The sequence below is a fragment of the Luteimonas sp. YGD11-2 genome, from assembly GCF_004118975.1.
Classification (GTDB): Bacteria; Pseudomonadota; Gammaproteobacteria; order Xanthomonadales; family Xanthomonadaceae; genus Luteimonas; species Luteimonas muca.
Genome location: NZ_CP035376.1, coordinates 1,633,312 through 1,656,514 on the forward strand (window position 1 = coordinate 1,633,312; position 23,203 = coordinate 1,656,514).

Annotated in this window: 23 protein-coding genes; 14 read left to right on the top strand and 9 right to left on the bottom strand. The window is 68.0% G+C overall.

Annotated elements, in window-relative coordinates:
• Positions 1–176 precede the first annotated feature (176 nt).
• From hflD to ERL55_RS15130, 4 genes are read right to left on the bottom strand one after another with little or no spacing between them, the layout of a single operon-like run.
• Positions 177–788, bottom strand: a complete 612-nt coding sequence (gene hflD / locus ERL55_RS07430) for a high frequency lysogenization protein HflD (RefSeq protein WP_129135866.1) — start codon at positions 786–788, stop codon at positions 177–179.
• Entirely contained in the window at positions 785–1,942 is a 1,158-nt protein-coding gene (gene mnmA / locus ERL55_RS07435; RefSeq protein WP_129135867.1) for a tRNA 2-thiouridine(34) synthase MnmA, read from the bottom strand. The genes hflD and mnmA overlap by 4 nt, the downstream gene beginning before the upstream one ends.
• Positions 1,939–2,400, bottom strand: a complete 462-nt coding sequence (locus tag ERL55_RS07440) for an NUDIX hydrolase (RefSeq protein ID WP_241685723.1) — start codon at positions 2,398–2,400, stop codon at positions 1,939–1,941. The genes mnmA and ERL55_RS07440 overlap by 4 nt, the downstream gene beginning before the upstream one ends.
• On the bottom strand, positions 2,397–2,870 hold the full coding sequence (locus ERL55_RS15130; RefSeq protein ID WP_241685724.1) for a hypothetical protein: 474 nt from the start codon (positions 2,868–2,870) through the stop codon (positions 2,397–2,399). Before ERL55_RS15130 ends, ERL55_RS07440 begins: the two co-directional genes overlap by 4 nt.
• A 105-nt stretch (positions 2,871–2,975) precedes the next feature.
• Between ERL55_RS15130 and clpS the strand changes: the two genes are divergently transcribed.
• The gene (gene clpS, locus ERL55_RS07445) at positions 2,976–3,296 is read left to right on the top strand and encodes an ATP-dependent Clp protease adapter ClpS (protein WP_129135869.1); all 321 of its coding nucleotides are present in this window, start codon (positions 2,976–2,978) and stop codon (positions 3,294–3,296) included.
• An 80-nt stretch (positions 3,297–3,376) separates the two neighbouring features.
• Positions 3,377–5,656, top strand: coding sequence for an ATP-dependent Clp protease ATP-binding subunit ClpA (gene clpA / locus ERL55_RS07450; protein WP_129135870.1), 2,280 nt, complete (start codon positions 3,377–3,379; stop codon positions 5,654–5,656).
• An 80-nt stretch (positions 5,657–5,736) separates the two neighbouring features.
• On the opposite strand, the gene infA is transcribed toward clpA, so the two are convergent.
• The 4 genes from infA to trxB all read right to left on the bottom strand — a co-directional run bounded on the left by infA (position 5,737) and on the right by trxB (position 9,068).
• A complete protein-coding gene (infA, locus tag ERL55_RS07455; RefSeq protein ID WP_024890331.1) occupies positions 5,737–5,955 on the bottom strand; it encodes a translation initiation factor IF-1 in 219 nt (72 codons plus the stop codon).
• A 60-nt stretch (positions 5,956–6,015) separates the two neighbouring features.
• Positions 6,016–6,792, bottom strand: coding sequence for a leucyl/phenylalanyl-tRNA--protein transferase (gene aat, locus ERL55_RS07460; RefSeq protein ID WP_129135871.1), 777 nt, complete (start codon positions 6,790–6,792; stop codon positions 6,016–6,018).
• Positions 6,792–7,913, bottom strand: coding sequence for a GNAT family N-acetyltransferase (locus tag ERL55_RS07465; protein ID WP_129137258.1), 1,122 nt, complete (start codon positions 7,911–7,913; stop codon positions 6,792–6,794). Before ERL55_RS07465 ends, aat begins: the two co-directional genes overlap by 1 nt.
• Before the next feature lie 201 nt (positions 7,914–8,114).
• Complete coding sequence (gene trxB / locus ERL55_RS07475; protein ID WP_129135873.1) at positions 8,115–9,068, bottom strand: thioredoxin-disulfide reductase; 954 nt, start codon at positions 9,066–9,068, stop codon at positions 8,115–8,117.
• Between the two features lie 223 nt (positions 9,069–9,291).
• Here trxB and ERL55_RS07480 point away from each other — a divergent pair, with 223 nt between their 5' ends.
• From ERL55_RS07480 to ERL55_RS14910, 11 genes are all read left to right on the top strand, one after another.
• Positions 9,292–10,362, top strand: coding sequence for an alanine dehydrogenase (locus ERL55_RS07480; RefSeq protein WP_129135874.1), 1,071 nt, complete (start codon positions 9,292–9,294; stop codon positions 10,360–10,362).
• 109 nt (positions 10,363–10,471) lie between these two features.
• A complete protein-coding gene (locus ERL55_RS07485; protein WP_129135875.1) occupies positions 10,472–12,853 on the top strand; it encodes a DNA translocase FtsK in 2,382 nt (793 codons plus the stop codon).
• A gap of 90 nt (positions 12,854–12,943) precedes the next feature.
• Positions 12,944–13,567, top strand: a complete 624-nt coding sequence (lolA, locus tag ERL55_RS07490) for an outer membrane lipoprotein chaperone LolA (RefSeq protein WP_129135876.1) — start codon at positions 12,944–12,946, stop codon at positions 13,565–13,567.
• 170 nt (positions 13,568–13,737) lie between these two features.
• On the top strand, positions 13,738–15,054 hold the full coding sequence (locus ERL55_RS07495) for a replication-associated recombination protein A (RefSeq protein ID WP_129137259.1): 1,317 nt from the start codon (positions 13,738–13,740) through the stop codon (positions 15,052–15,054).
• A 122-nt stretch (positions 15,055–15,176) separates the two neighbouring features.
• Positions 15,177–15,380, top strand: coding sequence for a hypothetical protein (locus ERL55_RS07500; RefSeq protein WP_129135877.1), 204 nt, complete (start codon positions 15,177–15,179; stop codon positions 15,378–15,380).
• Between the two features lie 83 nt (positions 15,381–15,463).
• Entirely contained in the window at positions 15,464–17,134 is a 1,671-nt protein-coding gene (locus tag ERL55_RS07505) for an AarF/UbiB family protein (protein ID WP_129135878.1), read from the top strand.
• A gap of 111 nt (positions 17,135–17,245) precedes the next feature.
• Positions 17,246–17,746, top strand: coding sequence for a CSS-motif domain-containing protein (locus ERL55_RS07510; RefSeq protein ID WP_129135879.1), 501 nt, complete (start codon positions 17,246–17,248; stop codon positions 17,744–17,746).
• A gap of 336 nt (positions 17,747–18,082) precedes the next feature.
• Positions 18,083–18,346 (top strand): hypothetical protein, encoded by a 264-nt coding sequence (locus ERL55_RS15055; RefSeq protein ID WP_206733289.1) that lies wholly within the window; start codon positions 18,083–18,085, stop codon positions 18,344–18,346.
• Positions 18,336–18,860 carry a signal peptidase II gene (lspA, locus tag ERL55_RS07515; protein ID WP_129137260.1) on the top strand — a complete coding sequence of 175 codons (525 nt, stop codon included), beginning with the start codon at positions 18,336–18,338 and terminating at the stop codon, positions 18,858–18,860. Before ERL55_RS15055 ends, lspA begins: the two co-directional genes overlap by 11 nt.
• A 15-nt stretch (positions 18,861–18,875) precedes the next feature.
• Positions 18,876–20,282, top strand: a complete 1,407-nt coding sequence (lpdA, locus tag ERL55_RS07520) for a dihydrolipoyl dehydrogenase (protein WP_129135880.1) — start codon at positions 18,876–18,878, stop codon at positions 20,280–20,282.
• Between the two features lie 117 nt (positions 20,283–20,399).
• A complete protein-coding gene (locus tag ERL55_RS14910; RefSeq protein WP_164972142.1) occupies positions 20,400–20,543 on the top strand; it encodes a hypothetical protein in 144 nt (47 codons plus the stop codon).
• A 133-nt stretch (positions 20,544–20,676) separates the two neighbouring features.
• On the opposite strand, the gene ERL55_RS07525 is transcribed toward ERL55_RS14910, so the two are convergent.
• Positions 20,677–21,711 carry a DNA-binding protein gene (locus ERL55_RS07525; protein WP_129135881.1) on the bottom strand — a complete coding sequence of 345 codons (1,035 nt, stop codon included), beginning with the start codon at positions 21,709–21,711 and terminating at the stop codon, positions 20,677–20,679.
• 217 nt (positions 21,712–21,928) lie between these two features.
• Between ERL55_RS07525 and ERL55_RS07530 the strand changes: the two genes are divergently transcribed.
• Positions 21,929–23,203, top strand: a complete 1,275-nt coding sequence (locus ERL55_RS07530) for a tyrosine-type recombinase/integrase (RefSeq protein ID WP_129137261.1) — start codon at positions 21,929–21,931, stop codon at positions 23,201–23,203.

Here is a 23,203-nt window from a genome sequence, read left to right on the forward strand (position 1 = left end):
GTCCAGCACGGGGCGGGCCAGTCTAGCGCCCCGGGTGTGGAGCGCCGGGAACGGCGTGTTCCGTTTCGGGCCCTGCACGGCCGATGTCCGCGGTGGCGCCTCGCACCCGCCCCGCCGCGGCATGCTCCCGCCGCGACCCGCTTCCGCTACGGCATGCTCTCTACAGCATGCTCCCGCTACGGCACCAGCCGTGCCAGCGATTCCATCATCCGCCCGCGCGAGAACAGCAGGTCCCACTGGCTGCCGCCGACCTGCCGCCACAGCACCGCCGAACGCACCGCGGCAAGCAGCAGCGCACGGATCTCGGCGACCACCGCGGCCTGCCCGAGGTAATGCGGCGACCCCTGCACCATCACCCGGGGTCGCAGGTGGCTGATGGTGTCGGCATACAGGCTGCCCAGCGCGTTGAGCACGTCGGGATGGGTGGCGCCATGCGCCTCGGCCTGCGGGGCCAGCCTGCGCAGGCTGCTGCCCACCGCCTCCTGGACCGCGGGTTCGGAGGAGAAGCGGCGTTCCAGGCGCATCACCGCAAGTGCCAGCTTGGGCACCGCGTCGTCATGGGCCTGGCGGCCGAGGTAATCGCGCAGCAGGCGCAGGCCCGGGTGCAGCGGTGGCACGCCGCCGTAGATATCGACCACGGAATCGGCATCGATGCGGAACACGCTGTCGATCACCGCACTGGCGGCATCGCTGCGTGACTGGCCGGTCTCGGCGGTGGTGCGGACCTGCTGCAGAGCCTGCGCCAGCGCCGCAAGGGCCAGCACGCGATCGTCGAAGGAATCAGTCATCGGGCAAGTTTAACCGCTGCCCGCGGGTGCTCGCGGTCCTGCACGTGCGTGGCAGGCGCATCGGTGGCGGCAATCACCGCGCCCCCCAGGCATTCGTCGCCGTCATAGAGCACCAGCGACTGGCCCGGGGTCACCGCGCGCTGCGCCCGCGCGAAGCGCACCTCGAGGGTGCCGTCGTCGCGCACCAGCACATCGCAGGCCTCGGGCGGTTGCCGGTAGCGGGTCTGTGCAAGCGCCGCGAAGCGCCGGGCCGGCGGGGCGCCGGATATCCAGTGCGCGTCCTCGGTCCAGGTGACGTGCGACATCAGCCAGCGGCTGTCGCGGTCCTGGTCCACCACCAGCACGTTGTCGGCCACGCGTTTGTCGACCACGTACCACGGCGCCGCCGCGAAGCCACGCACGCCGCCCAGCTGCAGGCCCTCGCGCTGGCCGAGGGTGAAATAGAACACGCCCGGATGGGTCCCCAGCACGCGCCCGTCCGGCGTGCGGATCTCGCCTTCGCGCGCCGGCAGGTAGCGGGCGAGGAACGTGCGGAAATCACGCTCGCCGATGAAGCAGATCCCGGTGGAATCCTTTTTCGCCGCCGTCGGCAGGCCCGCCGCGGCCGCGAGCTCGCGCACCCGGTGCTTGGGCAGTTCGCCCAGCGGAAACAGCGTCGCGGCCAACTGCTCCTGGCCGAGCTGGTGCAGGAAATAGCTCTGGTCCTTGCCGGCGTCGTGGGCGCGCAGCAGCCGCCAGCGGCCGTGGGCATGGTCCACGCGGGCGTAATGGCCGGTGGCGATGCGCTCCGCGCCGAGCGCGTGGGCTGCATCCAAGAAGTGCCGGAACTTGATCTCGCGGTTGCACAGCACGTCCGGGTTCGGCGTGCGACCGGCGGCGTACTCGGCAAGGAAATGCTCGAACACGCCCTGCCAGTACTCGCCGGAGAAGTCACGGAAATGGATCGGAATGCCGAACCGCCCGCAGACGGCGACGGCGTCGCGGCGGTCGTCCTCGGCACGGCAGTCACCGCTGCCGTCATCGGCCCAGTTCTGCATGAACAGCCCGGCGATCGGCTCGCCCCGGCCCTCACGGGCGCGGTCGCGCAGCAACAGCGCGGTGACCGACGAGTCCACGCCGCCGGACATGCCGACGATGATGCGCGCAGCGCTCATGGCAGCCAGGCGACTAGGTCGAGCGGATAGCGCCGGCCGGCAAGGAAATCCTCGACCGTGCGCGCCACCAGCGGGCTGCGATGCCGCGCCTGCGCCTGCCGCAGCTCGGCGGGCGTGAGCCACAGCGCGCGTTCGATGCCGCGGTCCAGCGGCTGCTCCGGGTCATGCGACACCGGGGTTGCCGCGAATGCGAAGCGCAGGAACGGCAGGCCGTCCTCCGCCACCCACTGGTACACGCCGACCAGGTGGGTCGGGCACACGGTCCAGGCGGTTTCCTCGAGGGTTTCGCGCACGGCGGCGTCGACCAGCGACTCACCGGGGTCGAGGTGCCCGGCCGGCTGGTTGATCACCAGCGTGCCCGCGGCCATTTCCTCCACGCACAGCAGCCGGCCGCGATCGGCCACCAGCGTGGCCACGGTGATCGCGGGCTGCCCGCTGAGATCGCGTCGCGAACTCACAGTGCGTCCAGCTCGCCGGTGAACATGATCTCGCGGTCGTCGGCGGATTCCGCGGCGATCGTCAGCGCGAGTTCCAGCAGCTCTGCGTCGAGCGGTTCCGGCAGCTTGACCACGTAATACAGCACGTCGCCCGCCAGTTCCCATGCGCCGAGCTTGCGGGTCTGGCTGTCGCGCAACAGCCCGGTGGCTGTCTCGGCATCGAGCGCCTGCCCGAGCTGTGCGGCCGGCGAGAACACCTCGCGGATGCGCCGGCCGGCGATGTCCTCGGTGCGCCCGGACACGAACACCATCTGCGAGCGCGACTCCTGCGTCCACGAGAACACCACCCGGTAATCGCCGTCGCCGTCGACCTCGTAGCCGATGCCGGCCTCGTCGAGCAGCGCGGGCACCGGGTCGACGACCGCCGTTGGCGCGGGCGGTGGCACGGGCGGGGAGAGGAGCAGGGCGGACAGCAGCAGGGCGGCGGGCATGGGGCGGAATCCGGAAAGGCGCGTTCCAGCAACGCGCAACGCATTCTCGCCCCGCACCTTCGTGGCGTCCACGGAACGCCGTTGCGCGGAACGTATAATTCCGCCATGCCACGCAATCCCGAACACGAGCACGATCACGGCGTTGCCGTTGAAACCGGCCGCCCCGAACTCGCCCGGCCACCGATGTATTCGGTGCTGCTGCTCAATGACGACTACACGCCGATGGACTTCGTCATCGACGTGCTGGTGCGCTTTTTCTCGATGAACCTGGAGAAAGCCACCCAGGTGATGCTGCACGTCCATACACGCGGTCGTGGCGTGTGCGGGGTCTACAGTCGCGAGGTGGCCGAATCCAAGGTGGCACAGGTGAACGAATACGCCCGCCTGAACCAGCATCCCTTGCTCTGCACCATGGAGAAGGCCTAAAAGCAGGCAGGACCGGCGGACATGGAAAACCGGCGGACCGGCCCCACCTAGGCCGTAGACTTTCCGGAGGCATCCGCCCCATGTTCAGCAAGGATCTCGAGTACTCCATCGGCCAGTGCTACAAGCGGGCACGCGAAGCCCGCGACGAGTACATGACGGTCGAACACCTGCTGCTGGCCCTGATGGACAACCCGTCCGCCGAGGCGGTGCTCAAGGCCACCAGCGTCGATTTCCAGCGCCTGCGCGGCGATCTGGAACAGGCCATCGCCACCAGCGTGTCGAAGCTCGACGAGGGCGACGGCCGCGACACCCAGCCGACCCTGGGTTTCCAGCGCGTGCTCCAGCGCGCGGTCTACCACGTGCAGTCCTCCGGCAAGAAGGAGGTCACCGGCGCCAACGTGCTGGTGGCGATCTTCGGCGAGAAGGATTCCCACGCCGTCTATTACCTGAACCAGCAGGACGTCACCCGTCTCGACGTCGTCAACTACCTGTCGCACGGCATCGCCAAGACCGGCGATGGCGAGCCCGCGCCCGGCGGCGAGGACGGCGAGGGCACGGTCGGCGAGGCCGGTGACGGCAAGGCGGACGCGCTGGCCGAGTACGCCACCGATCTCAATGCCGCCGCGCGCGACGGGCGCATCGACCCGCTGGTGGGCCGCAGCGAGGAGATCGAGCGCACCATCCAGATCCTCTGCCGGCGCCGCAAGAACAACCCGCTGTACGTGGGCGAGGCCGGCGTCGGCAAGACCGCGATCGCCGAGGGCCTGGCCAAGCGCATCGTCGACGGCGAGGTGCCGGAGGTGCTGGCGCACGCCACGATCTATTCGCTCGACCTCGGTGCGCTGGTCGCCGGCACCAAGTACCGCGGCGACTTCGAGAAGCGCCTGAAGGCGGTGCTTGCCGCCATCCAGAAGCATCCCGGCGCGGTGCTCTTCATCGACGAGATCCACACCATCATCGGCGCCGGCTCCGCATCGGGCGGCACCATGGATGCGTCGAACCTGCTCAAGCCGGCGCTGGCCAAGGGCGAGCTGCGCTGCATCGGCTCGACCACGTTCCAGGAATACCGCGGCATCTTCGAAAAGGACCGCGCGCTGGCACGCCGCTTCCAGAAGATCGACATCGTCGAGCCGACGACCGGCGAGGCGATCGAGATCCTGCGCGGGCTGAAGCCGAAGTACGAATCGCACCACGACGTCACCTACGCCGACGAGGCGCTGCGCGCGGCGGTGGAGCTGTCGGTCAAGCACATCGCCGACCGCCTGCTGCCGGACAAGGCCATCGACGTCATCGACGAGGCCGGCGCGCGCCAGCGCCTGCTGCCCGAGGAGGTGCGCAAGGCCCTGATCGACGTCGAGGAGGTGGAAACGATCGTGGCGCGGATGGCGCGGATTCCGGCCAAGCAGGTCAGCGCATCCGACAAGGACGTGCTGCAGCACCTCGAGCGCAACCTCAAGATGGTGATCTTCGGCCAGGATCCGGCGATCGAATCGTTGGCCTCGGCGATCAAGCTGGCGCGCTCGGGCCTGGCCAACCCGGACAAGCCGATCGGCAACTTCCTGTTCGCGGGCCCCACCGGCGTGGGCAAGACCGAGGTCACCCGCCAGCTGGCCCACCAGCTGGGCATCGAACTGGTGCGCTTCGACATGTCGGAGTACATGGAGCCGCATTCGGTCAGCCGCCTGATCGGCGCGCCCCCGGGCTATGTGGGCTTCGACCAGGGCGGCCTGCTGACCGAGAAGATCGTCAAGACGCCGCACTGCGTGCTGCTGCTCGACGAGGTGGAGAAGGCGCACCCGGACATCTTCAACATCCTGCTGCAGGTGATGGACCGCGGCACGCTCACCGACACCAATGGCCGGGAGGCGAACTTCCGCAACGTGATCGTGGTGATGACCACCAATGCCGGCGCCCAGCAGGCGTCGCGGCGGTCGATCGGCTTCACCCGTCAGGACCACAGCACCGATGCGATGGAAGTGATCCGCAAGTCCTTCAGCCCGGAATTCCGCAACCGCCTGGATGCGATCGTGCAGTTCCAGCCGCTGGGCTTCGAGCACATCCTGCGCGTGGTGGACAAGTTCGTCATCGAACTGGAAAGCCAGCTGCACGAGAAGAACGTGGCGATCAATGCCACCCCGGAAGCACGCGACTGGCTGGCCCAGCATGGCTTCGACCCGCAGATGGGCGCACGCCCGATGGCGCGGGTGATCCAGGACAAGGTCAAGCGCCCGCTGGCCGACGAGCTGCTGTTCGGCAAGCTGGTCAACGGCGGCCGGGTCAGCATCGACGTGCGCGACGGCGAACTGGTTGTGGAGGCGTCCCCGGAGCCGGAGAAGCTGCTGCCGGCCACCGTCGACTGACCGCACCGGCAGGGCTGCACACTGGCGGGACAAACAAAAAAAGGCGGCCGCAAGGCCGCCTTCTTCCGTACGGGTCGAACCTACTTCATGCGGTAGGTGATCCGGCCCTTGGTGAGGTCGTAGGGAGTCATCTCCACCTTGACCCGGTCACCGGTGAGGATGCGGATGTAGTTCTTGCGCATCCGGCCCGAAATGTGGGCGATGATCTCGTGTCCATTCTCGAGCTTCACCCGGAACATCGTGTTCGGGAGGGTCTCGGAAACGGTGCCTTCAAATTCAATGACGTCGTCTTTCGCCATGCGTCCTGTCTGCGTTGGTCGCGGGCGCGGAATCGCAGACCCGGAAAACGCGCCATTCTGTCACGGATGGCGCCGCGGCGCAAAATTCTCGGGTGCGGCAAGGCCTGCGAGATCGTGTGCGGGCTGTTCGCCGAAGCGGTCCCGCCAGTCGCCCGGCGGCTCGGGGTCATCGACCAGCGCCGCGATGGCCTCGAGGAAACGCGCGCGCGGCCATGCCCGCGCGCCCAGCCGCTCGAGGTGCGGGGTCGGCATCTGCGCATCGATCAGCGGCCAGCCACGCCCTGCAAGATGCCGGGCCAGCGCGGCCAGTGCCACCTTGGAACCGCCGGCCTCGCCACTGAACATGCTCTCGCCGTAGAACATCCGCCCCACGGCGACACCATAGATGCCGCCGACCAGATGCTCGCCATCCAGCACCTCGACGCTGTGGGCATGCCCGAGCGCGTGCAGTCGCAGGTAGGCATCCTGCATCGCCGCGGTGATCCAGGTGCCGTCCTGGCCCGGGCGTGGTGCCGCGGCACAGGCGGCCACCACCCCGGCGAAGCGGGTGTCGGCACGGACCGTCCACGACGAACGCCGCAGGCTGCGGCGGAAGCGCGACGACAGCCGCACCTCGGCGGTCACGAATACGCCTCGCGGATCCGGTGACCACCACAGGATCGGCTGGCCGTCGGAGTACCACGGGAAGATTCCGCCGTGGTAGGCCGCCAGCAACCGCGCTGGCGACAGGTCGCCGCCGATGGCGAGCAATCCGTCCGGCTCGCGCAACGCGTGCGATGCCGGCGGGAACGGCGCATGGGGGTCGGCCCCCAGGATGGTCGGTCGCAGCTCCGGCATCACCGGTCGGCACCCTCCGGCCTGTACGGTGAGTGGCGGGCGAGCGTGGCCGCGTACGCACGCACGCCGGCGGTCTCCTGCGCGCACCAGTCGCGCAGGGCGTCGGCGAATGCCGGCTCGGCGATCCAGTGCCGGCTGCGCACGAACTGCGGCAGGAAGCCGCGGGCGATCTTGTGCTCGCCCTGTGCGCCGGGCTCGAAGTGCGCGAGACCGTGCTGCAGGCAGTATTCGATGCCCCGGTAGTAGCAGGTCTCGAAGTGCAGGCCGGGCAGGGTGCGGGTGGCGCCCCAGTAGCGCCCGTACAGCGTGTCGCGCCCGCGCAGGCACAGTGCGCCGGCAATCGTGTCGCCCTCGTGCTCGGCCAGGATCAGCACCAGCGAACGCGGCATGGTCGTGGCCAGATGCCGCAGGAACGCGGGGGTCAACGCCGGCGAGTTGCCGTATTCGGCAAAGGTCTGCAGGTAGAAGCCGTAGATCGCGTCGAGGTCCGCCTTGTCCGCCTCGTCGCCATGGCGCACGCGGAAGGTGACGCCGGCCTGCGCCACGCGCCGGCGTTCCTGGCGGATGTTCTTGCGGTGCTTGTGGTCCATCGCCGCCAGATGGTCGTCGAAGGTCCGCCACGAGCCCTGGTTGCGCCAGTGGTACTGCACGTCCAGCCGCGACAGCCAATCGTCGCCGAAGGCGGCGTCCTCGGCGGCGGTGTGGAAATTGATATGTGCCGACGACATCCCGTCGGCAGCGGCATGTTCGCGGATCGCCTCCACGAGCGCGCGCCGGGCGGCATCGTCCACCGCCAGCAGGCGCGGCCCGGTGACCGGCGAGTAGGGCACCGCGCCCAGCCACTTCGGGAAGTACTCGAGCCCATGCCGCGCATAGGCGTGCGCCCAGGCATGGTCGAACACGAACTCGCCGTGCGAGTTGGTCTTCCGGTAACCCGGCGCGGCAGCGACGAGCTGGCCGCCGCGCCACAGGGTCAGGTGACGCGGCGTCCAACCCCACTCGGGCCGCAGGCAGCCGGTGGCCTCCAGCCCTGCGAGGAAGGCATGTGCGACAAACGGGTTGCCGCCGTCGTGCAGCGCATCCCAGGCTTCGGCCGGGACCGATGCCAGCGACTCGACGATGCGCGCGGTGGCGTGGCTGGCGGTCACGGGACCGGCCGGCGCAGGGCGCCGCCCGCGTGGCCGGCCGCGGATACAGGCCGATCCACGCGGCTCAGGCGCAGAGCCGCCGGACGCACGGTTGCTTCACCCCGGGTCGCGGCCATCGGCACCTTGCCACGCTTACCGTCCACGGCCATCGGCGTGACTCCGTGGCAGTAACCTTCAGCCCTGCTGGTCGAGGAAGCGCTCGGCATCCAGCGCGGCCATGCAGCCGAAGCCGGCCGAGGTGATCGCCTGCCGGTAGTGCTGATCGGCCACGTCGCCGGCAGCGAACACGCCGGGCACCGAGGTCTCGGTGGCGGCACCGCCGAGACCGGAGCGGATCTCGAGGTAGCCGTTGTTCATCGCCAGCTGGCCCTCGAACAGCGAGGTGTTCGGGGTGTGGCCGATGGCGACGAAGAAACCGTGCACCGCGAGTTCGCGGGTGCTGCCGTCGAGCACCGACTTCACCCGCAGGCCGGTCACGCCGGCATCGTCGCCCAGCACCTCGTCGACCACGTGATGCCAGACCGGCTCGATCTTCCCGGCGGCGATCTTGGCGTGCAGCTTGTCCTGCATGATCTTCTCCGCACGCAGGGTGTCGCGGCGGTGCACCAGGTAGACCTTGCTGGCGAGGTTGGAGAGGTACAGCGCTTCTTCCACCGCGGTGTTGCCGCCACCGACCACCGCGACCTCGCGGTCCTTGTAGAAGAAGCCGTCGCAGGTGGCACAGGCGGAGACGCCGCGGCCCTTGTAGAGCTCCTCGGACGGCAGGCCCAGGTACTTGGCGGTGGCGCCGGTGGCGATCACTAGGGCATCGGCCGTGTACTCGCCGTTGTCGCCCTTCAGGCGGAACGGGCGCTGCGACAGGTCGGCGGTGTGGATGTGGTCGAACACGGTCTCGGTTTCGAAGCGCTCGGCATGTGCCTGCATGCGCGCCATCAGGTCCGGGCCCATCAACCCGTGTGCATCGCCCGGCCAGTTGTCGACCTCCGTGGTCGTCATCAGCTGGCCACCCATCTGCATCCCGGTCACCACCACCGGCTTGAGGTTGGCGCGCGCGGCGTAGACGGCGGCGGTCCAGCCGGCGGGGCCGGAACCGAGGATCAACAGACGGCAGTGCTTCGGGGTGCTCATGTATACTCGCGGCGTTGGAAAACAGGGTATTCCGGGCCGCATAGCTTGGCGGCGCACCCTCGCCAGCACAAGGCGCACACGTGCCGGCAGCCCGGAACGCTCCATCCCGATACGCGGCCCGCGCACACCCGTGCGAGCCCGCAGCAACCGCCCGCACTCCACACGGTGCGGGTTTTTCGTAATAGCCGACCGGCAGGGCCGGTCAACACGTGGAGAAGTTGCAATGCGCATTGGCGTGCCGAAGGAAACCAAGACCCTCGAAGGCCGCGTGGCGCTGGTGCCGGCCGCCGCCGGCGACCTGGTCAGCCGCGGACATGAGGTCTGGATCGAAGCCGGAGCCGGCGAGAAATCGCGCTTCAGCGACGACGACTACGCCCGCCTGGGCGTGAAGATCGCACCGGATGCAGCAGCGCTGTACGAGAAGGGCGAAATGATCGTCAAGGTCAAGGAGCCGATCGAAGGCGACCTCGCGCACCTGCGTCGTGACCATCTGCTGTTCTGCTACCTGCACCTGGCCGCCGAGCCGGTGCTGACGCGCCGGCTGCTCGACATCGGCCTGACCGGCGTGGCGTTCGAAACGGTCGAGATGCCCAACGGCGACCTGCCGCTGCTGGCTCCAATGTCGGTGGTCGCGGGCAAGATCGGCGTGCAGGTCGGCACCCACCTGCTGCACCAGCCGGAAGGTGGCAAGGGCAAGCTGCTGGGCGGCATGCCGTCGACCGAGCGCGGCAAGGTGATCGTGTTCGGCGCCGGCAAGGCCGGCGGCGCATCCGCCGCACTGGCGGCCGCGGCCGGTGCCAACGTCGTGGTGTTCGAGATGCGCCAGGACCGCATGGACGAGATGATGCGCCTGGGCAACAACGTCACCGCGCTGTACCCGTACCGCGACGTCGTCGCCCGCGAGCTGTCCAATGCGGACCTCGTCATCGGCGCGGTGCTGGTCACCGGCGCCAAGGCGCCGCACGTGGCCACCCGCGAGATGATCGCCGGCATGGAACCGGGCAGCGTGCTGGTCGACATCGCCATCGACCAGGGCGGCTGCTTCGAGACCTCGCGCCCGACCACCTGGAAGGAGCCGACCTACGTGGAGGAGGGCGTGACCCACTTCTGCGTGACCAACATGCCGGGCGCGGTGCCGCAGACCAGCTCGCAGGCGATCTGCGCGACGATCCTGCCATGGGTCAACAAGCTCGCCTCCTCGCCAAACTGGCGCGACGACGCCGCGCTGGTGCGCGGCATCAATGTCGAGGGCGGCCAGCTGGTGCACCCGGCGCTCAAGGGCATGTCGCTCTGAGCCACGCGGCCCCCGGCGCGACCGGGGGCCTTGCGGACACGCGTGCGTGGCAGGAATTTCCGGCGTAAGATCAATGCCCTGCACGCCATACCTCAGGTAACTACGCACGGTGGCACTCCCGCTCCAGGAACGCAGCAGCAAGAAGCGCACGCGCGGGTCGACCGCGGCGGCAGAACCGTCGAATCCGCGTCGCCAGCGGCTGTGGCGCGACATCGCCTTGATCCTGATCGCGCCGCTGCTGCTCTATCTGTTCGCCAGCCTGTTGACGTTCTCGCCCGATGACCCGGGCTGGTCGCGCTCGGGCAGCGTCACCGAGCCGCTGCACAACGTCGGCGGTCCCGTCGGCGCATGGCTCGCCGACGTGCTGCTGCACCTGTTCGGCTATATCGCCTACCTGCTGCCGCTGATGCTGGGCGCGATCGCATGGATCGCGATGTTCGGCATGGACGGCAGCAGCCAGGACGCGACCGGCGAAGGGCGCGCCGAACTCGGTCCGGCGCTGCGCCTGGCCGGCATCGTCGGCTTCCTGGTCTCGGCCACGGGCCTGCTGGCGCTGCGGATGCCGAACGTCGCCGACCTCTCGGCCGGTGGTGGCGGCATCCTCGGCCGGCTGGTCGGCAACTCGCTGTATGCCGGCTTCGGGCCGGTCGGCGGCAACCTGTTCCTGCTGGCGCTGGTGCTGGTCTCGGTGACCCTGGCCACCGGGCTGTCGTGGTTCCGGCTGATGGACCGGATCGGCGCCGCGGTGCTGAAGCTGCCGGCGCTGCTGCGCCGTGGCAGCCACCAGGCCAGCGAATGGAAGAAGACCCGCGAACTGCGCGAAGAGCGGGAGGAAGTGCGCAAGGCCGACACCGAGAAGCGTGCCAAGCGGGTGCCGGTGCGCATCGAGCCGCCGGCGCCGGAAGTTGCCGTGGTCGAGCGCAGCGAACGCGCCAAGCGCGAGCAGCAGATTCCGCTGTTCAAGGGTGCCGGGGGTGACCCCAGCGGGCTGCCGCCGCTGTCGCTGCTCGACGATCCCAAGCCGCAACCGCGCGGCTACGACGAGGACACGCTGGAGACCCTCTCGCGGCAGATCGAGTTCAAGCTCAAGGACTTCCGCATCGATGTCGAGGTGAAGGAGGCCCAGCCCGGGCCGGTCATCACCCGCTTCGAGATGGAGCCGGCACCCGGCATCAAGGTCAGCCAGATCAGCTCGCTCGACAAGGACATCGCCCGCGGGCTGTCGGTGAAATCGGTGCGCGTGGTCGACGTGATCCCCGGCAAGTCGGTGATCGGCCTGGAGATCCCCAACACCCGCCGCGAGATGATCTATCTCTCCGAGCTGCTGCGCTCGAAGGAATACGACAAGTCCGCCAGCCCGCTGACGCTGGCGCTGGGCAAGGACATCAGCGGCCGTTCGACGGTGGCCGACCTTGCCCGCATGCCGCACCTGCTGGTGGCCGGCACCACCGGTTCCGGCAAGTCGGTGGCGGTCAACGCGATGGTGCTGAGCCTGCTGTTCAAGGCCACGCCAAAAGACCTGCGGATGCTGATGATCGACCCGAAGATGCTGGAGCTCAGTGTCTACGAGGGCATTCCGCATCTGCTGGCGCCGGTGGTCACCGACATGAAGGAGGCCGCGAATGGCCTGCGCTGGTGCGTGGCGGAGATGGAGCGGCGCTACAAGCTGATGAGCGCGGTCGGCGTGCGCAACCTGGCCGGCTTCAACAAGAAGGTGAAGGACGCGCAGGACGCCGGACAGCCGCTGCTGGACCCGCTGTTCAAGCCGAACCCGGAGATCGACGAGGTTGCCCAGCCGCTGGAGCCGCTGCCGTACATCGTGATCTTCATCGACGAATTCGCCGACATGATGATGATCGTCGGCAAGAAGGTCGAAGAACTGATCGCGCGTCTCGCGCAGAAGGCACGCGCGGCCGGCATCCATCTGATCCTCGCCACCCAGCGGCCATCGGTGGACGTGATCACCGGCCTGATCAAGGCCAATATCCCGACCCGCATCGCGTTCCAGGTCAGCTCCAAGATCGATTCCCGCACCATCCTCGACCAGTCCGGCGCGGAAGCGCTGCTGGGCAACGGCGACATGCTCTACCTGCCGCCGGGCACCGCGCTGCCCGAGCGCGTCCACGGCGCATTCGTCAGCGACGAGGAAGTGCATCGCGTGGTCGAACACCTCAAGCAGTCCGGCAGGGCCGAGTACATCGAGGGCGTGCTCGACGAGGTGCAGACGATGGGCGACGGTGTGGTGGTCGGCGCCACCGGTCTGCCCGAGAGCGGCGGCGGGGCAGGGGACGAGGGTGATCCGCTGTACGACGAAGCGGTCAAGATCGTCACCGAGACGCGGCGTGCGTCGATCTCCGGCGTGCAGCGCCGGCTCAAGATCGGCTACAACCGCGCCGCGCGGCTGGTGGAGGCGATGGAAGCCGCGGGCGTGGTCAGCCCACCGGAGCACAACGGCGACCGCTCGGTACTGGCGCCGCCGCCGCCCAGGTAGCACGCCCGCGGCAGACGCTTGGGCCACCGCCCGCACGTTCAGCAACTCGCATTCAAACTTCACCGCAACCAACGAATCGGGGATCCGACCATGCGCCGCCTCCTGCTTGCCGCCGCCCTTGCCACCTCGCTGCTGCCGCTCGGCGCGTTCGCCGGTGCCCGTGATGCGCTGCAGACCTTCACCCGCGACCTCAAGGGCCTGGACGGTCAGTTCAACCAGCGCGTGTTCGATGGCAACGGCCGGGTGAAGGAGAGTTCCAGCGGCCGTGTCGCGCTGTCGGCGCCGCGCCTGTTCCGCTGGGAGTACGTGAAGCCGTATCCGCAGTTGATCGTGGCCGATGGCCGCCGCGTCTGGGTGTTCGACCCGGATCTGGAACAGGTGACCGTGCGCCCGCAGGGCCCGGAGGAACAGAACAGCCCCTTGGCCGCGCTGGTGGAACCGGGACGTCTGGACCGCGACTTCGACGTCAGCGAGGAGGCCGCGCCGGCAGACGGCCTGCACTGGATGACGCTGACGCCCAAGCGCGACCAGGACGCCAGCTTCCAGTCCGCCCGCCTCGGTTTCGATGCCGGTGCGCTGGTACGGATGGAAGTGGTCGACGCGCTCGGCCAGCGCACCGAGATCGCCTTCAGCGGCTGGCGCAAGAACCCGCGTTTCGCCGCGGATACGTTCCGCTATACGCCGCCAGCGGGCGTCGACGTCATCGGCGAGTAGGCCATGCGCGCGCCTCCGGCCACCCGGCCTGACGCACGCACCGCAGCCCACACGCGTTGCGCCGAGCAGCTCGCCGGTAGAATGGCCGCGTGTCCAGGAAACCCTCCGCTCCACGTGGTCCCGACCTGCTGAGCGCCGACAACGAGGCGCTGCGCCCGCTGGCCGAACGCATGCGGCCAGGCACGCTAGATGAAATGGTCGGCCAGCGGCGGCTGCTCGCGCCGGGGTCGGCGTTGCGTCGTGCCGTCGAGTCGGGGCGCGTGCATTCGATGATCCTGTGGGGGCCGCCCGGGTGCGGCAAGACCACGCTCGCACTGCTGCTGGCGCGCTATGCGGATGCGGAGTTCCGCGCGGTGTCGGCGGTGCTGTCCGGCCTGCCCGAGGTGCGCCAGGTACTGGCCGAGGCCACCCAGCGCTTCAACGATGGCCGCCGCACGGTGCTGTTCGTCGACGAGGTGCACCGCTTCAACAAGGCGCAGCAGGATGCATTCCTGCCGCATATCGAGCGCGGCAGCATCGTGTTCGTCGGTGCCACCACCGAGAACCCGTCCTTCGAACTGAACTCGGCGTTGCTGTCGCGCTGCCGCGTGCATGTGCTGGAGGCGGTGTCGGCGGCCGACATCGAGGATGCGCTGCGACGTGCGCTCGAGGACGGCGTCCGCGGGCTCGGCGGGCAGGACATCCGCATCGAGGACGCAGCGCTCCACGAGATCGCCGTGGCCGCCGACGGCGACGTGCGTCGTGCACTCACGCTGCTCGAAATCGCCGCCGAGCTCGCCCAGGACGAGGGCGGCCACATCACCGCGCAGACCCTGCTGCAGGTGCTGGCCGACCGCACCCGCCGCTTCGACAAGGGCGGCGAGCAGTTCTACGACCAGATCTCGGCGCTGCACAAATGCGTGCGAAGCAGCAATCCCGATGCCGCGCTCTACTGGCTGGCGCGGATGCTCGACGGCGGCTGCGACCCGGCCTATCTGGCGCGCCGGCTGACGCGGATGGCGGTGGAGGACATCGGGCTGGCGGACCCGCGCGCGCTGCAGATGGCGATCGATGCCTGGGACACCTACGACCGGCTCGGCAGCCCCGAAGGCGAGCTCGCCTTCGCGCAGTTGACCCTGTACCTGGCGAGCACCGCGAAATCGAATGCCGCCTACATGGCCTGGAACCAGGCGCGCGCCGACGTGCGCGAGCATGGCACCCAGGACGTGCCCATCCATATCCGCAATGCGCCGACGCGGCTGATGAAGCAGCTCGGTTACGGCCGCGGCTACCAGTACGACCACGACGCCGAAGGCGGCATCGCGCTCGACCAGACCGGCTTTCCCGACGCGATGGGCGAGCGCATCTATTACCGGCCGGTCCCACGCGGGCTGGAGATGAAGCTCGGCGAGAAGCTCGACCGCCTGCGGGCCGCTCGCGCACAGGCGCGCGGCGATTCGCTGGACGAAGGGCCTCCTGGCGAGGGCGACGGCAGCCGGACCGGCTGACGGATTGCGTCCGGACTGAACCGTTCGGCATCGCCGGCGCGATTCGACGAGCGGTCGCCCCTTGCCCGGTACGCGGGCCATACTCGGGTTGCGGGAAAAAATCGCTTACATGGAGGTGTCCCATGGTCACCCGAAGCCGGCGGCTGTATCCCATCCCCCGCGCGCAGCTCGGTGCGCTGTACGCCCGGGAAGCACGCGACCTGCACCCCGACCGTACCTGGCACGAGGTCGAACCACTGATCCGCCGCCTGTGGGAACGCGATCGTCCCGGGGACTGGCCGCGATCGAGCCCGATGGTGCGGGAGTTCTGGCGCCAGGCGCGCTGAGCCGGCACGTCCTGTTCACAAAAGCGCTGCCACCCTCGCGTCCTGGCCGTCTGGCCACAGACGGGTAGAGCAGGGGAGGCACCATGGCGGCAACCGAAAAGCCCGGCGCATTCGACCGGTCCTCGCGGATCATGCGCTTCGCGCTGAAGTATTACCGCGCGGGCGTGTTCGGCAACGTCGGCATGACGCGTGTGCGCCCGGAGGACGTGCGCAAGGCGGAGGAGTTCGTCGACGACCTCGAAGCGCTCGGGCCGACCTTCGTCAAGATCGGGCAGGCGCTGTCCACCCGCACCGACCTGCTGGCACCGGTGTACCTGGATGCGCTCAAGCGCATGCAGGACGACGTGCACCCGGTCGCGTTCGCCGAGCTGCAGCCGATCCTCGAGGACGCGCTGGGCGTGCGCCTGTCGAAGGCGTTCGCGTATTTCGACGAGGAGCCGCTCGGCGCGGCATCGCTGGCACAGGTCCACCGCGCCACCCTGCACGACGGGCGCGAGGTCGCGGTCAAGATCCAGCGCCCGGGCGTCGAGGACCTGATCCACGCCGACCTCGCCGTGCTCGACCGTTTCGCCCGCGGCGCGGACCGCTTCACCTCGATCGGCCAGCGCATGCGCTTCGTCGACATCGTCGGCGAGATGCAGCGGGCCCTGCTGGCGGAACTGGACTACCTCGACGAGGCCGAGAGTCTCGACCGCTTCCGCGAACGGCTGTCGGTCTATCCGGAGCTGTTCGTGCCGGCGCCGGTGTGGGACTACACCTCGCTGCGCGTGCTGACCATGGAATACGCGCCCGGCACCAGGGTCACCGACATCAGCGGCCTGCTGCGCACCGAGAACGACTACGGAAGCCTCGCCCGCGCGCTGCTCAAGGGCTATCTCGACCAGGTGTTCGTGCATGGCGAGATCCACGCCGACCCGCATCCCGGCAACGTGCTGGTGCTGCACGACCAGCGCCTGGCGCTGCTGGACTTCGGCATGGTCGCCCACGTGCCCCCGCGCCAGCGCGAGCGCCTGCTGAAGCTGGTGCTGGCGGCGGTCGACGGCCGTGGCGAGGACGTCGCCGCGGAATCGATCGCGATCAGCTCCAGGCTCGAGAACTTCGACGAGGCACGCTACGTGCACGAGGTGTCGCAGCTGGTGGCCCGCTACGCGGTGCGTTCGGAGCGGCTGGGGCTGTCGGAGGGCCGGCTGCTGCTCGAACTGGCGCGGATCGGCAGCGACTGCCGGCTGCGGATGCCGCCGGCGACCACGCTGCTCGGCAAGACCATGCTGAATCTTGAGTCGGTCTGCAACGCGCTCGAGCCCGAGCTCGACGTCAAGCAGGCGGTGGAGAAGCACGCCTACCAGATCCTGCGCAAGCGCCTGCAGTCGTCGCTGTCGCCGCGGCGGCTGGGCATGGAGGCCCTGGAGACGCAGCAGCTGCTGCGCGGCGCACCGCGCAAGGTCGCCGACATCCTGTCGCTGGTGGCCGACAACAAGCTGCGCGTGCAGCTGGGCGGGCTCGAAGAATCGCACCTGATGGAGAGCCTGCAGAAGATCGCCAACCGCATCTCGACGGGCATCATCACCGCGGCGCTGATCGTGGGCGCGGCGATGCTTGCGCAGATCCGCACGACGTTCACGCTGTTCGGCTATCCGGCATTCGCGCTGGTGATGTTCGTGGTGGCGGGCGCGCTGGGGGTGACACTGGTGGTGTCGGCCCTGCTGTCCGACCGCAAGGTGCGCCCGCGCGAGGAGCGTGGTCCGTCCGATTGACCGGGGCAGGGCGCGGTCGTCCGTCGACCTCAAGCCTGCCCGTGCACGGCCGTTAACGATGCAGTCCCCGCGACATCGCGGGACTGGCATCCACGAACGGAGATCGGCAGGTTGCACCGGATCCGGGTCACGCCCGCGCACTCGCTCACCCGTTCCGGACTGCTGGCGGCCGCCATCGTGGCCGGTTCGATCCTGCTGACGATGCTGCTCGCGCATGCCGCATGGGTGCAGGGCGACCGCCACCGGCTCGAACGCCACGTCGAGCGGTTGCTCGATGCCACGCGCGTGCTGGCCACGCAGTCGAACCATGCCCTCAACGGCAGCCTGCGCCTGCGCACCGAACGCTGCAGCGCCCATGACCTGACCGAGCTGCGGGTGCTCGCGTTCCAGTCCGACCATATCCGCGACATCGGCAGGGTGGCGGAGGACAGGGTGCTGTGCACCGCCGCGTGGGGCGTGCTGCCACACCGGCCGCTGCTGCCGGAGCCGACACGCCGGAGCCGCAGGTACCGCTTCTGGAGCATCGGCGCGACCCCGGTCGACCATCGCATCTCCACCGACATGATGAGGGTCGGCAGGGATTCGTGTAAAAAACGGCCGAAAGTGACCTAACAGGCTGAACTTACTGTGGAATGAAGAAGACGTTGACTGACCTCACGACCAGGTTCAACCTCATCACGGCCATTCGGCTGTCCAAATTGGAGGACGTTCGATGAAGACGAAAGTCTGGGTGGGTATTGCACTGTTCGCCACCACGTTCGCGGCTTGAGCCGCGGCAGGATGCCCGCTAGGCTGCCGGCAAGCCGGATGCCGGCTGGATCTACGTCAGCCCCATCGAGCAGTCGATTCCCATCAACGACGCCAGTTGATATCGGGGACGACTGCACAGGACGCAGCGGGCTCTGGCTGGCTGCGTCCTGCCGCTCGTGCACATCGGGAGTGCAAGCCATGAAGATGATTGTCGCCTTCGTCCGTCCATCGCTGGCGGAGCGTGTCGTGCGGGTGATCGAACGTGCCGGTCTCTACCACCTGTCGGTTCTTCTACCAAGCCACACCGACACGAGAGATCGCCGTGCTCACCACGATGGCGTGGATCTACCTCGGGCTCGCGGTGCTTCTGCTGGCGCGCGACTATTCCGACAGGTGCCGGTGCTGTTGGGCGCCACATGGAACAAGCAACCTGCCGTCGACGAGGGCCCGGATGAACACTAAAGGCAAGTACACCACTCAAATCCCCAACGGCCTCATCTGGTTGACGGTCTCCGCGCTGGTGATTGCGCTGGATCAGGCCAGCAAGTACTGGGTGCTGGCGACGCTGCCCGAGTACACCGCGGTACCGGTAATCGAGGGTGTGTGGAACTGGTACCGCAGCTACAACACCGGCGCGGCTTTCAGCTTCCTCAGCGATGCTGGCGGCTGGCAGCAGGTTGCGTTTGGCATTCTGGCGTTGGGTATCAGCGGGCTCCTGGCCTACTGGCTGTACCAGACGCCGCGCTCCGCCTACAAGGTTGCGTTGCCCTACGCGCTCGTGATCGGGGGGGCGCTGAGCAATGTTATCGACCGAGCGCTGCGCGGCCACGTGGTCGACTTCATCCAATGGCACTGGCGCGATTACTACTGGCCGGCGTTCAACCTCAGCGATTCGGCCATCGTGGTCGGCGCGATCGCGATGGCGTTGCACGGCGTATTCGGACCAACGCGCGCGTCACGCAACACCCACACATAGACCCAGGGAGCGAGCATGAGCGATCACTACGATGTCATCATCATCGGCGGGGGGCCAGGCGGCTATCCAGCCGCCATACGCGCCGCCCAGCTTGGGTTGCGCGTTGCATGCATCGAGAGCCGCAAGCGCCTGGGTGGCACCTGCCTCAACATCGGTTGTATTCCCTCCAAGGCCTTGCTCGAATCCTCCGAGCGCTTTATCGCCGCCCGCACCGAGTTCGCCGAGCATGGTGTCGAGTTCGAGGGCCTGCGGCTGAACCTACCGCAGCTAATGGCGCATAAGGACAACGTAGTGTCAGGGCTGGGTAACGGAATTGACTTTCTCATGCGCAAGCACAAGATCATGCGCCTGGTCGGGACCGGATCGGTCACCGCACCTGGCCAAGTGACTGTGCTCGACGAGGCAGGTCAGCAGCGGACGCTGACTGCTTCCTCCATTGTCATCGCTACCGGCTCCGACAGTGCGATCTTGCCGGACGTGCCGATCGATGAAACGCGCATCGTCTCTTCCACAGGCGCATTGGCCTTGCCGGAGGTGCCCAAGCACCTCGTGGTGATCGGCGCGGGTTATGTCGGTCTGGAGCTGGGATCAGTCTGGAGACGCTTGGGGGCAAACGTCACCGTGATCGAGTATCTCGACCGCATCACTTCGGGAATGGACACTGAGCTTTCTCAAGCCCTGCACAAGGTGCTGGAGGAGCAGGGCTTCGTATTCCGGCTTTCGCAGAAGGTAACAGCCGCGCGAAGCGTAGACGATGAAGTCGTCTTGACAGTCGAACCGGCCCAAGGCGGCCCGAGTGAGGAGATTCGGGCCGACTACGTGCTGGTCTCGATCGGACGGCGGCCGTATACCGAGGGCCTTGGACTGGACGCCATCGGCGTCACCCGGGATCGAAAGGGCTATATCCAGGTGGACGAACACTGGCGCACGAACGTGGACGGCATTTACGCCATTGGTGACGTGATCGGCGGCCCCATGCTGGCGCACAAAGCCACCGAAGAAGGCGTCGCCTTGGCCGAACAACTGGCCGGATTGCCGGGGCACGTCAACTACGACGCCATTCCGGCAGTCGTCTACACGGCACCTGAAGTCGCCTCCGTGGGTCAGACCGAAGACGGGCTCAAGGCGATCGGCATGAGTTACAAGGTCGGCCGCTTTCCGTTCAGCGCCAACAGCCGTGCCCGCGCCAAGGCCCAGACCGACGGCTTCGTGAAGGTACTCGCCGATGCCACGACTGATCGGGTCTTGGGCGTGCACATCATCGGCCCCGAGGCCGGCTCGCTAATCCATGAAGCGGTGGTGGCCATGGAGTTCCGCGGCTCGGCGGAGGACATCGCTCGCAGTTGCCATGCCCATCCCACCTTGCCCGAAGCGCTCAAGGAGGCGGCAATGGCCGTCGACAATTGGGCGCTACACAGCTAGCCATTCACTTCAGCCACGCCATCTCGGTTTGCTGACAGATAGGCGCGCTTCCAGGCATGGATCAACGATTGGAAGGCACAACAGCAACCTGCCGCAGATCCACCCGTCGATCCGGCCGTGAGCGCCAAGCGCCGGGTTGGGCGTGTTCGTCTGTTTCGTAGGACTGCTGAGAGCTATTGGTGCTACGGCGTTACCTTCGACTTTCCCGAAGCGCTGACCGACCGGTTCGTGTTCTGGGCCCGCCTGCAGGATTTCTACTGATTCTGGTCACTTGTCCCACGAACAGCTCCAGCAGTCTGAGCTGCTGCTTTTTACCGATACGACAACGACTTAGCGCTATTTGCCATCCTAGATCGATCTCTTATCTAGGACAGCCCCAAAAATAAATTGGATTCTATGGGCCATTTTTACTCGTATCTCGGCTGAACCCCGATGCGGGGCTGAAGCGCTCCAGCAGCTCTTGGGTCGCTTCCAAGCGGGCGCTGATCCGTGCGGCCTCGGACTCGGCTTGCTGTCGTTGGGTGCGCTCCCGGTCCAGCGCGTCGCGCGCATCGGCCAGTCCGCTTTGCAGCGCGTCCAGCCGACGGGTGTCGTCTGCCCAGCGTGCCTGCAGGGCAGTGTGTTCGGCGGCCACCAGTCGCAATCCGTCCAGCTCCTGCTGCTGCCCTGCAGCGGCTTCGCGGGACTGGCGCAGGTCCTGCTCCAGCCGTCCGTTGAGTTCGAGCAGCCGCCCGGCGTCGCGGTTGAGCTGCAGCAGCTCGTGATTCTTGGCGGTCAGCGTCTCGTTGGCCTGGCGCAGTGCGACCTGCAGCTCCTGCAGCTGCTGGTCGTGCCGACGTTGCTCCTGCTCGCGCTGCTCCCGCACCGACGTCCGGTAATGCTCCAGCGCCTCGCGCGCGTGTTGGTGCTTCTCCTCCAGCGAGCGGGCGTGGGCTTCGTGCTCGGCCACACGCGTGGTCAGCCCGGCGACCCGTTCCTCCAACTGCCCGATCGTGACCGTAGCTTCGGCCAACGCCTGCCGGGTCGAGGCGTGCGCCGCCGTCTCGGTCTTCAAAGCCATTTCGGTGCGTTGCAGCTGCGCACTTAGTGCAGAGGCTTCCTGCCGCTGCTGCTCCAGCGCCGCGCTGCGCTCCTGCAGTTGGCCCTCGAACCGCTGCCGCGCCTCGGCGATCGCAGCCTCTGCTTCCTCGTGCAGGCGGGCGGCGAGCCGGCCGACCAGATCCTGCAGCGCCTCGCTGACCGCGACCGTGGCGCCCACGCTTTGGCCGTCCTCTTCCTCCAGCTCCTTGAGGTAACGGTGGATCGTGGTCTTCGAGCCGGTGTTGCCCAGCGCCACCCGCACCGCATCGACCGAGGGGTGCTTGCCCTGCGTCAGCAAGGCATCGCGGGCCCGCTGCACATCGGATTTGTAGAGCCCGCTTCGCGCCATGACTGTCTCCCAGCTATTTCGTAATGTATTACATACCACGTAATTACATACTACTTGGAGCATCGAGGCAAGATCCAGCAGATCCATTTTAAGGCGGGATAATGTGGAATTATCCCGCCTTAACCCCAAAATTGGGGTAGAGTCGGCCCGAAGCGGTACGAAACCGCCATCGCAGGCGATTCGTCGGTCCGCAGCGCTGGCAAGCGGGAGCACCACCGTGAACACGGTCGAGCAGTACCTGGATGCGGCCACCCGCGCCAACACCGAGCGCGCGTACGCCGGCGCGACCCGTCACTTCGAGGTCGACTGGGGCGGTCATCTGCCGGCGACCGCCGATCAGGTGGCCCGCTACCTGGCCGCCTACGCGGGGCAACTCGCACTCAACACGCTCAAGCACCGGCTCGCAGCCTTGGCGCAGTGGCACCACGCACACGGTTTTGCCGACCCCACGCGGGCTCCGGTCGTGCGCAAGGTGCTCAAGGGCATCCAGACCTTGCACCCGAGCCAGGAGAAGCGGGCCACACCGCTGCAGCTCACGCAGCTGGGCCAGGTGGTGGATTGGCTCGATGACGCCGCGGCCACGGCCGGCACGCGCGGCGATCCGGCCGGCCGGCTCCGGCACCTGCGCGATCGAGCCCTGGTGCTGCTGGGCTTCTGGCGCGGCTTCCGCGGCGACGAACTGGTCCGTCTGCAGGTGCAGGACCTGCGCCTGGTACCCGGCGAAGGCATGACCTGCTTCCTGCCGCACAGCAAGGGCGACCGCCAGCACGTCGGCCGGACCTACAAGGTGCCGGCGCTGTCGCGCTGGTGCCCGGTCGCTGCGACTTCGGCCTGGATCGCGGCGGCCGACCTCCACGAGGGTTCGCTGTTCCGCGCGGTCGACCAGTGGGCCGGAATCGCCGCCACGCCGCTGCACCCCAACAGCCTGGTGCGCCTGCTGCGGCGGATCTTCCGCGAGGCCGGGCTGGCCTCGCCGGATGACTACAGCAGCCACTCGCTGCGCCGGGGTTTCGCCGGCTGGGCCAACGCCAACGGCTGGGACGTGAAGGCGCTGATGGAGTACGTCGGCTGGCGCGACGTGAATTCGGCGATGCGCTACCTCGACGGCACCGATCCGTTTGCCCGTCAGCGCATCGAAGCCAGTCTGCCGCCGATCGCGCCCCCGCGCCTGGCGCTGCCGGCGCCGACGGTCGCACCGGTGCCGAGCACGACAGTAGAAGCGACCATCACACTGACGCGGTTCACCCCGCGCGTGCGCGGCCTGACCAAGGCCCATCGGTTGATCGAGCAGATTTGCCTGCACCCCCACCAAGCGCAGCGGCTCGACGCCGATGGCACCCGCTACCGCCTGGCGATCGCCGCACCCGACGAAGCGGCGCTGGAAGAAACCATCGCGATGCTGCTCGACGAGATGCACCGGATCGCCGACAACCACCAGTGCTTCCTCGTCGTCGCCTTGCGCGACGAAGCGGGCGGCCGCCATTGGGACTGA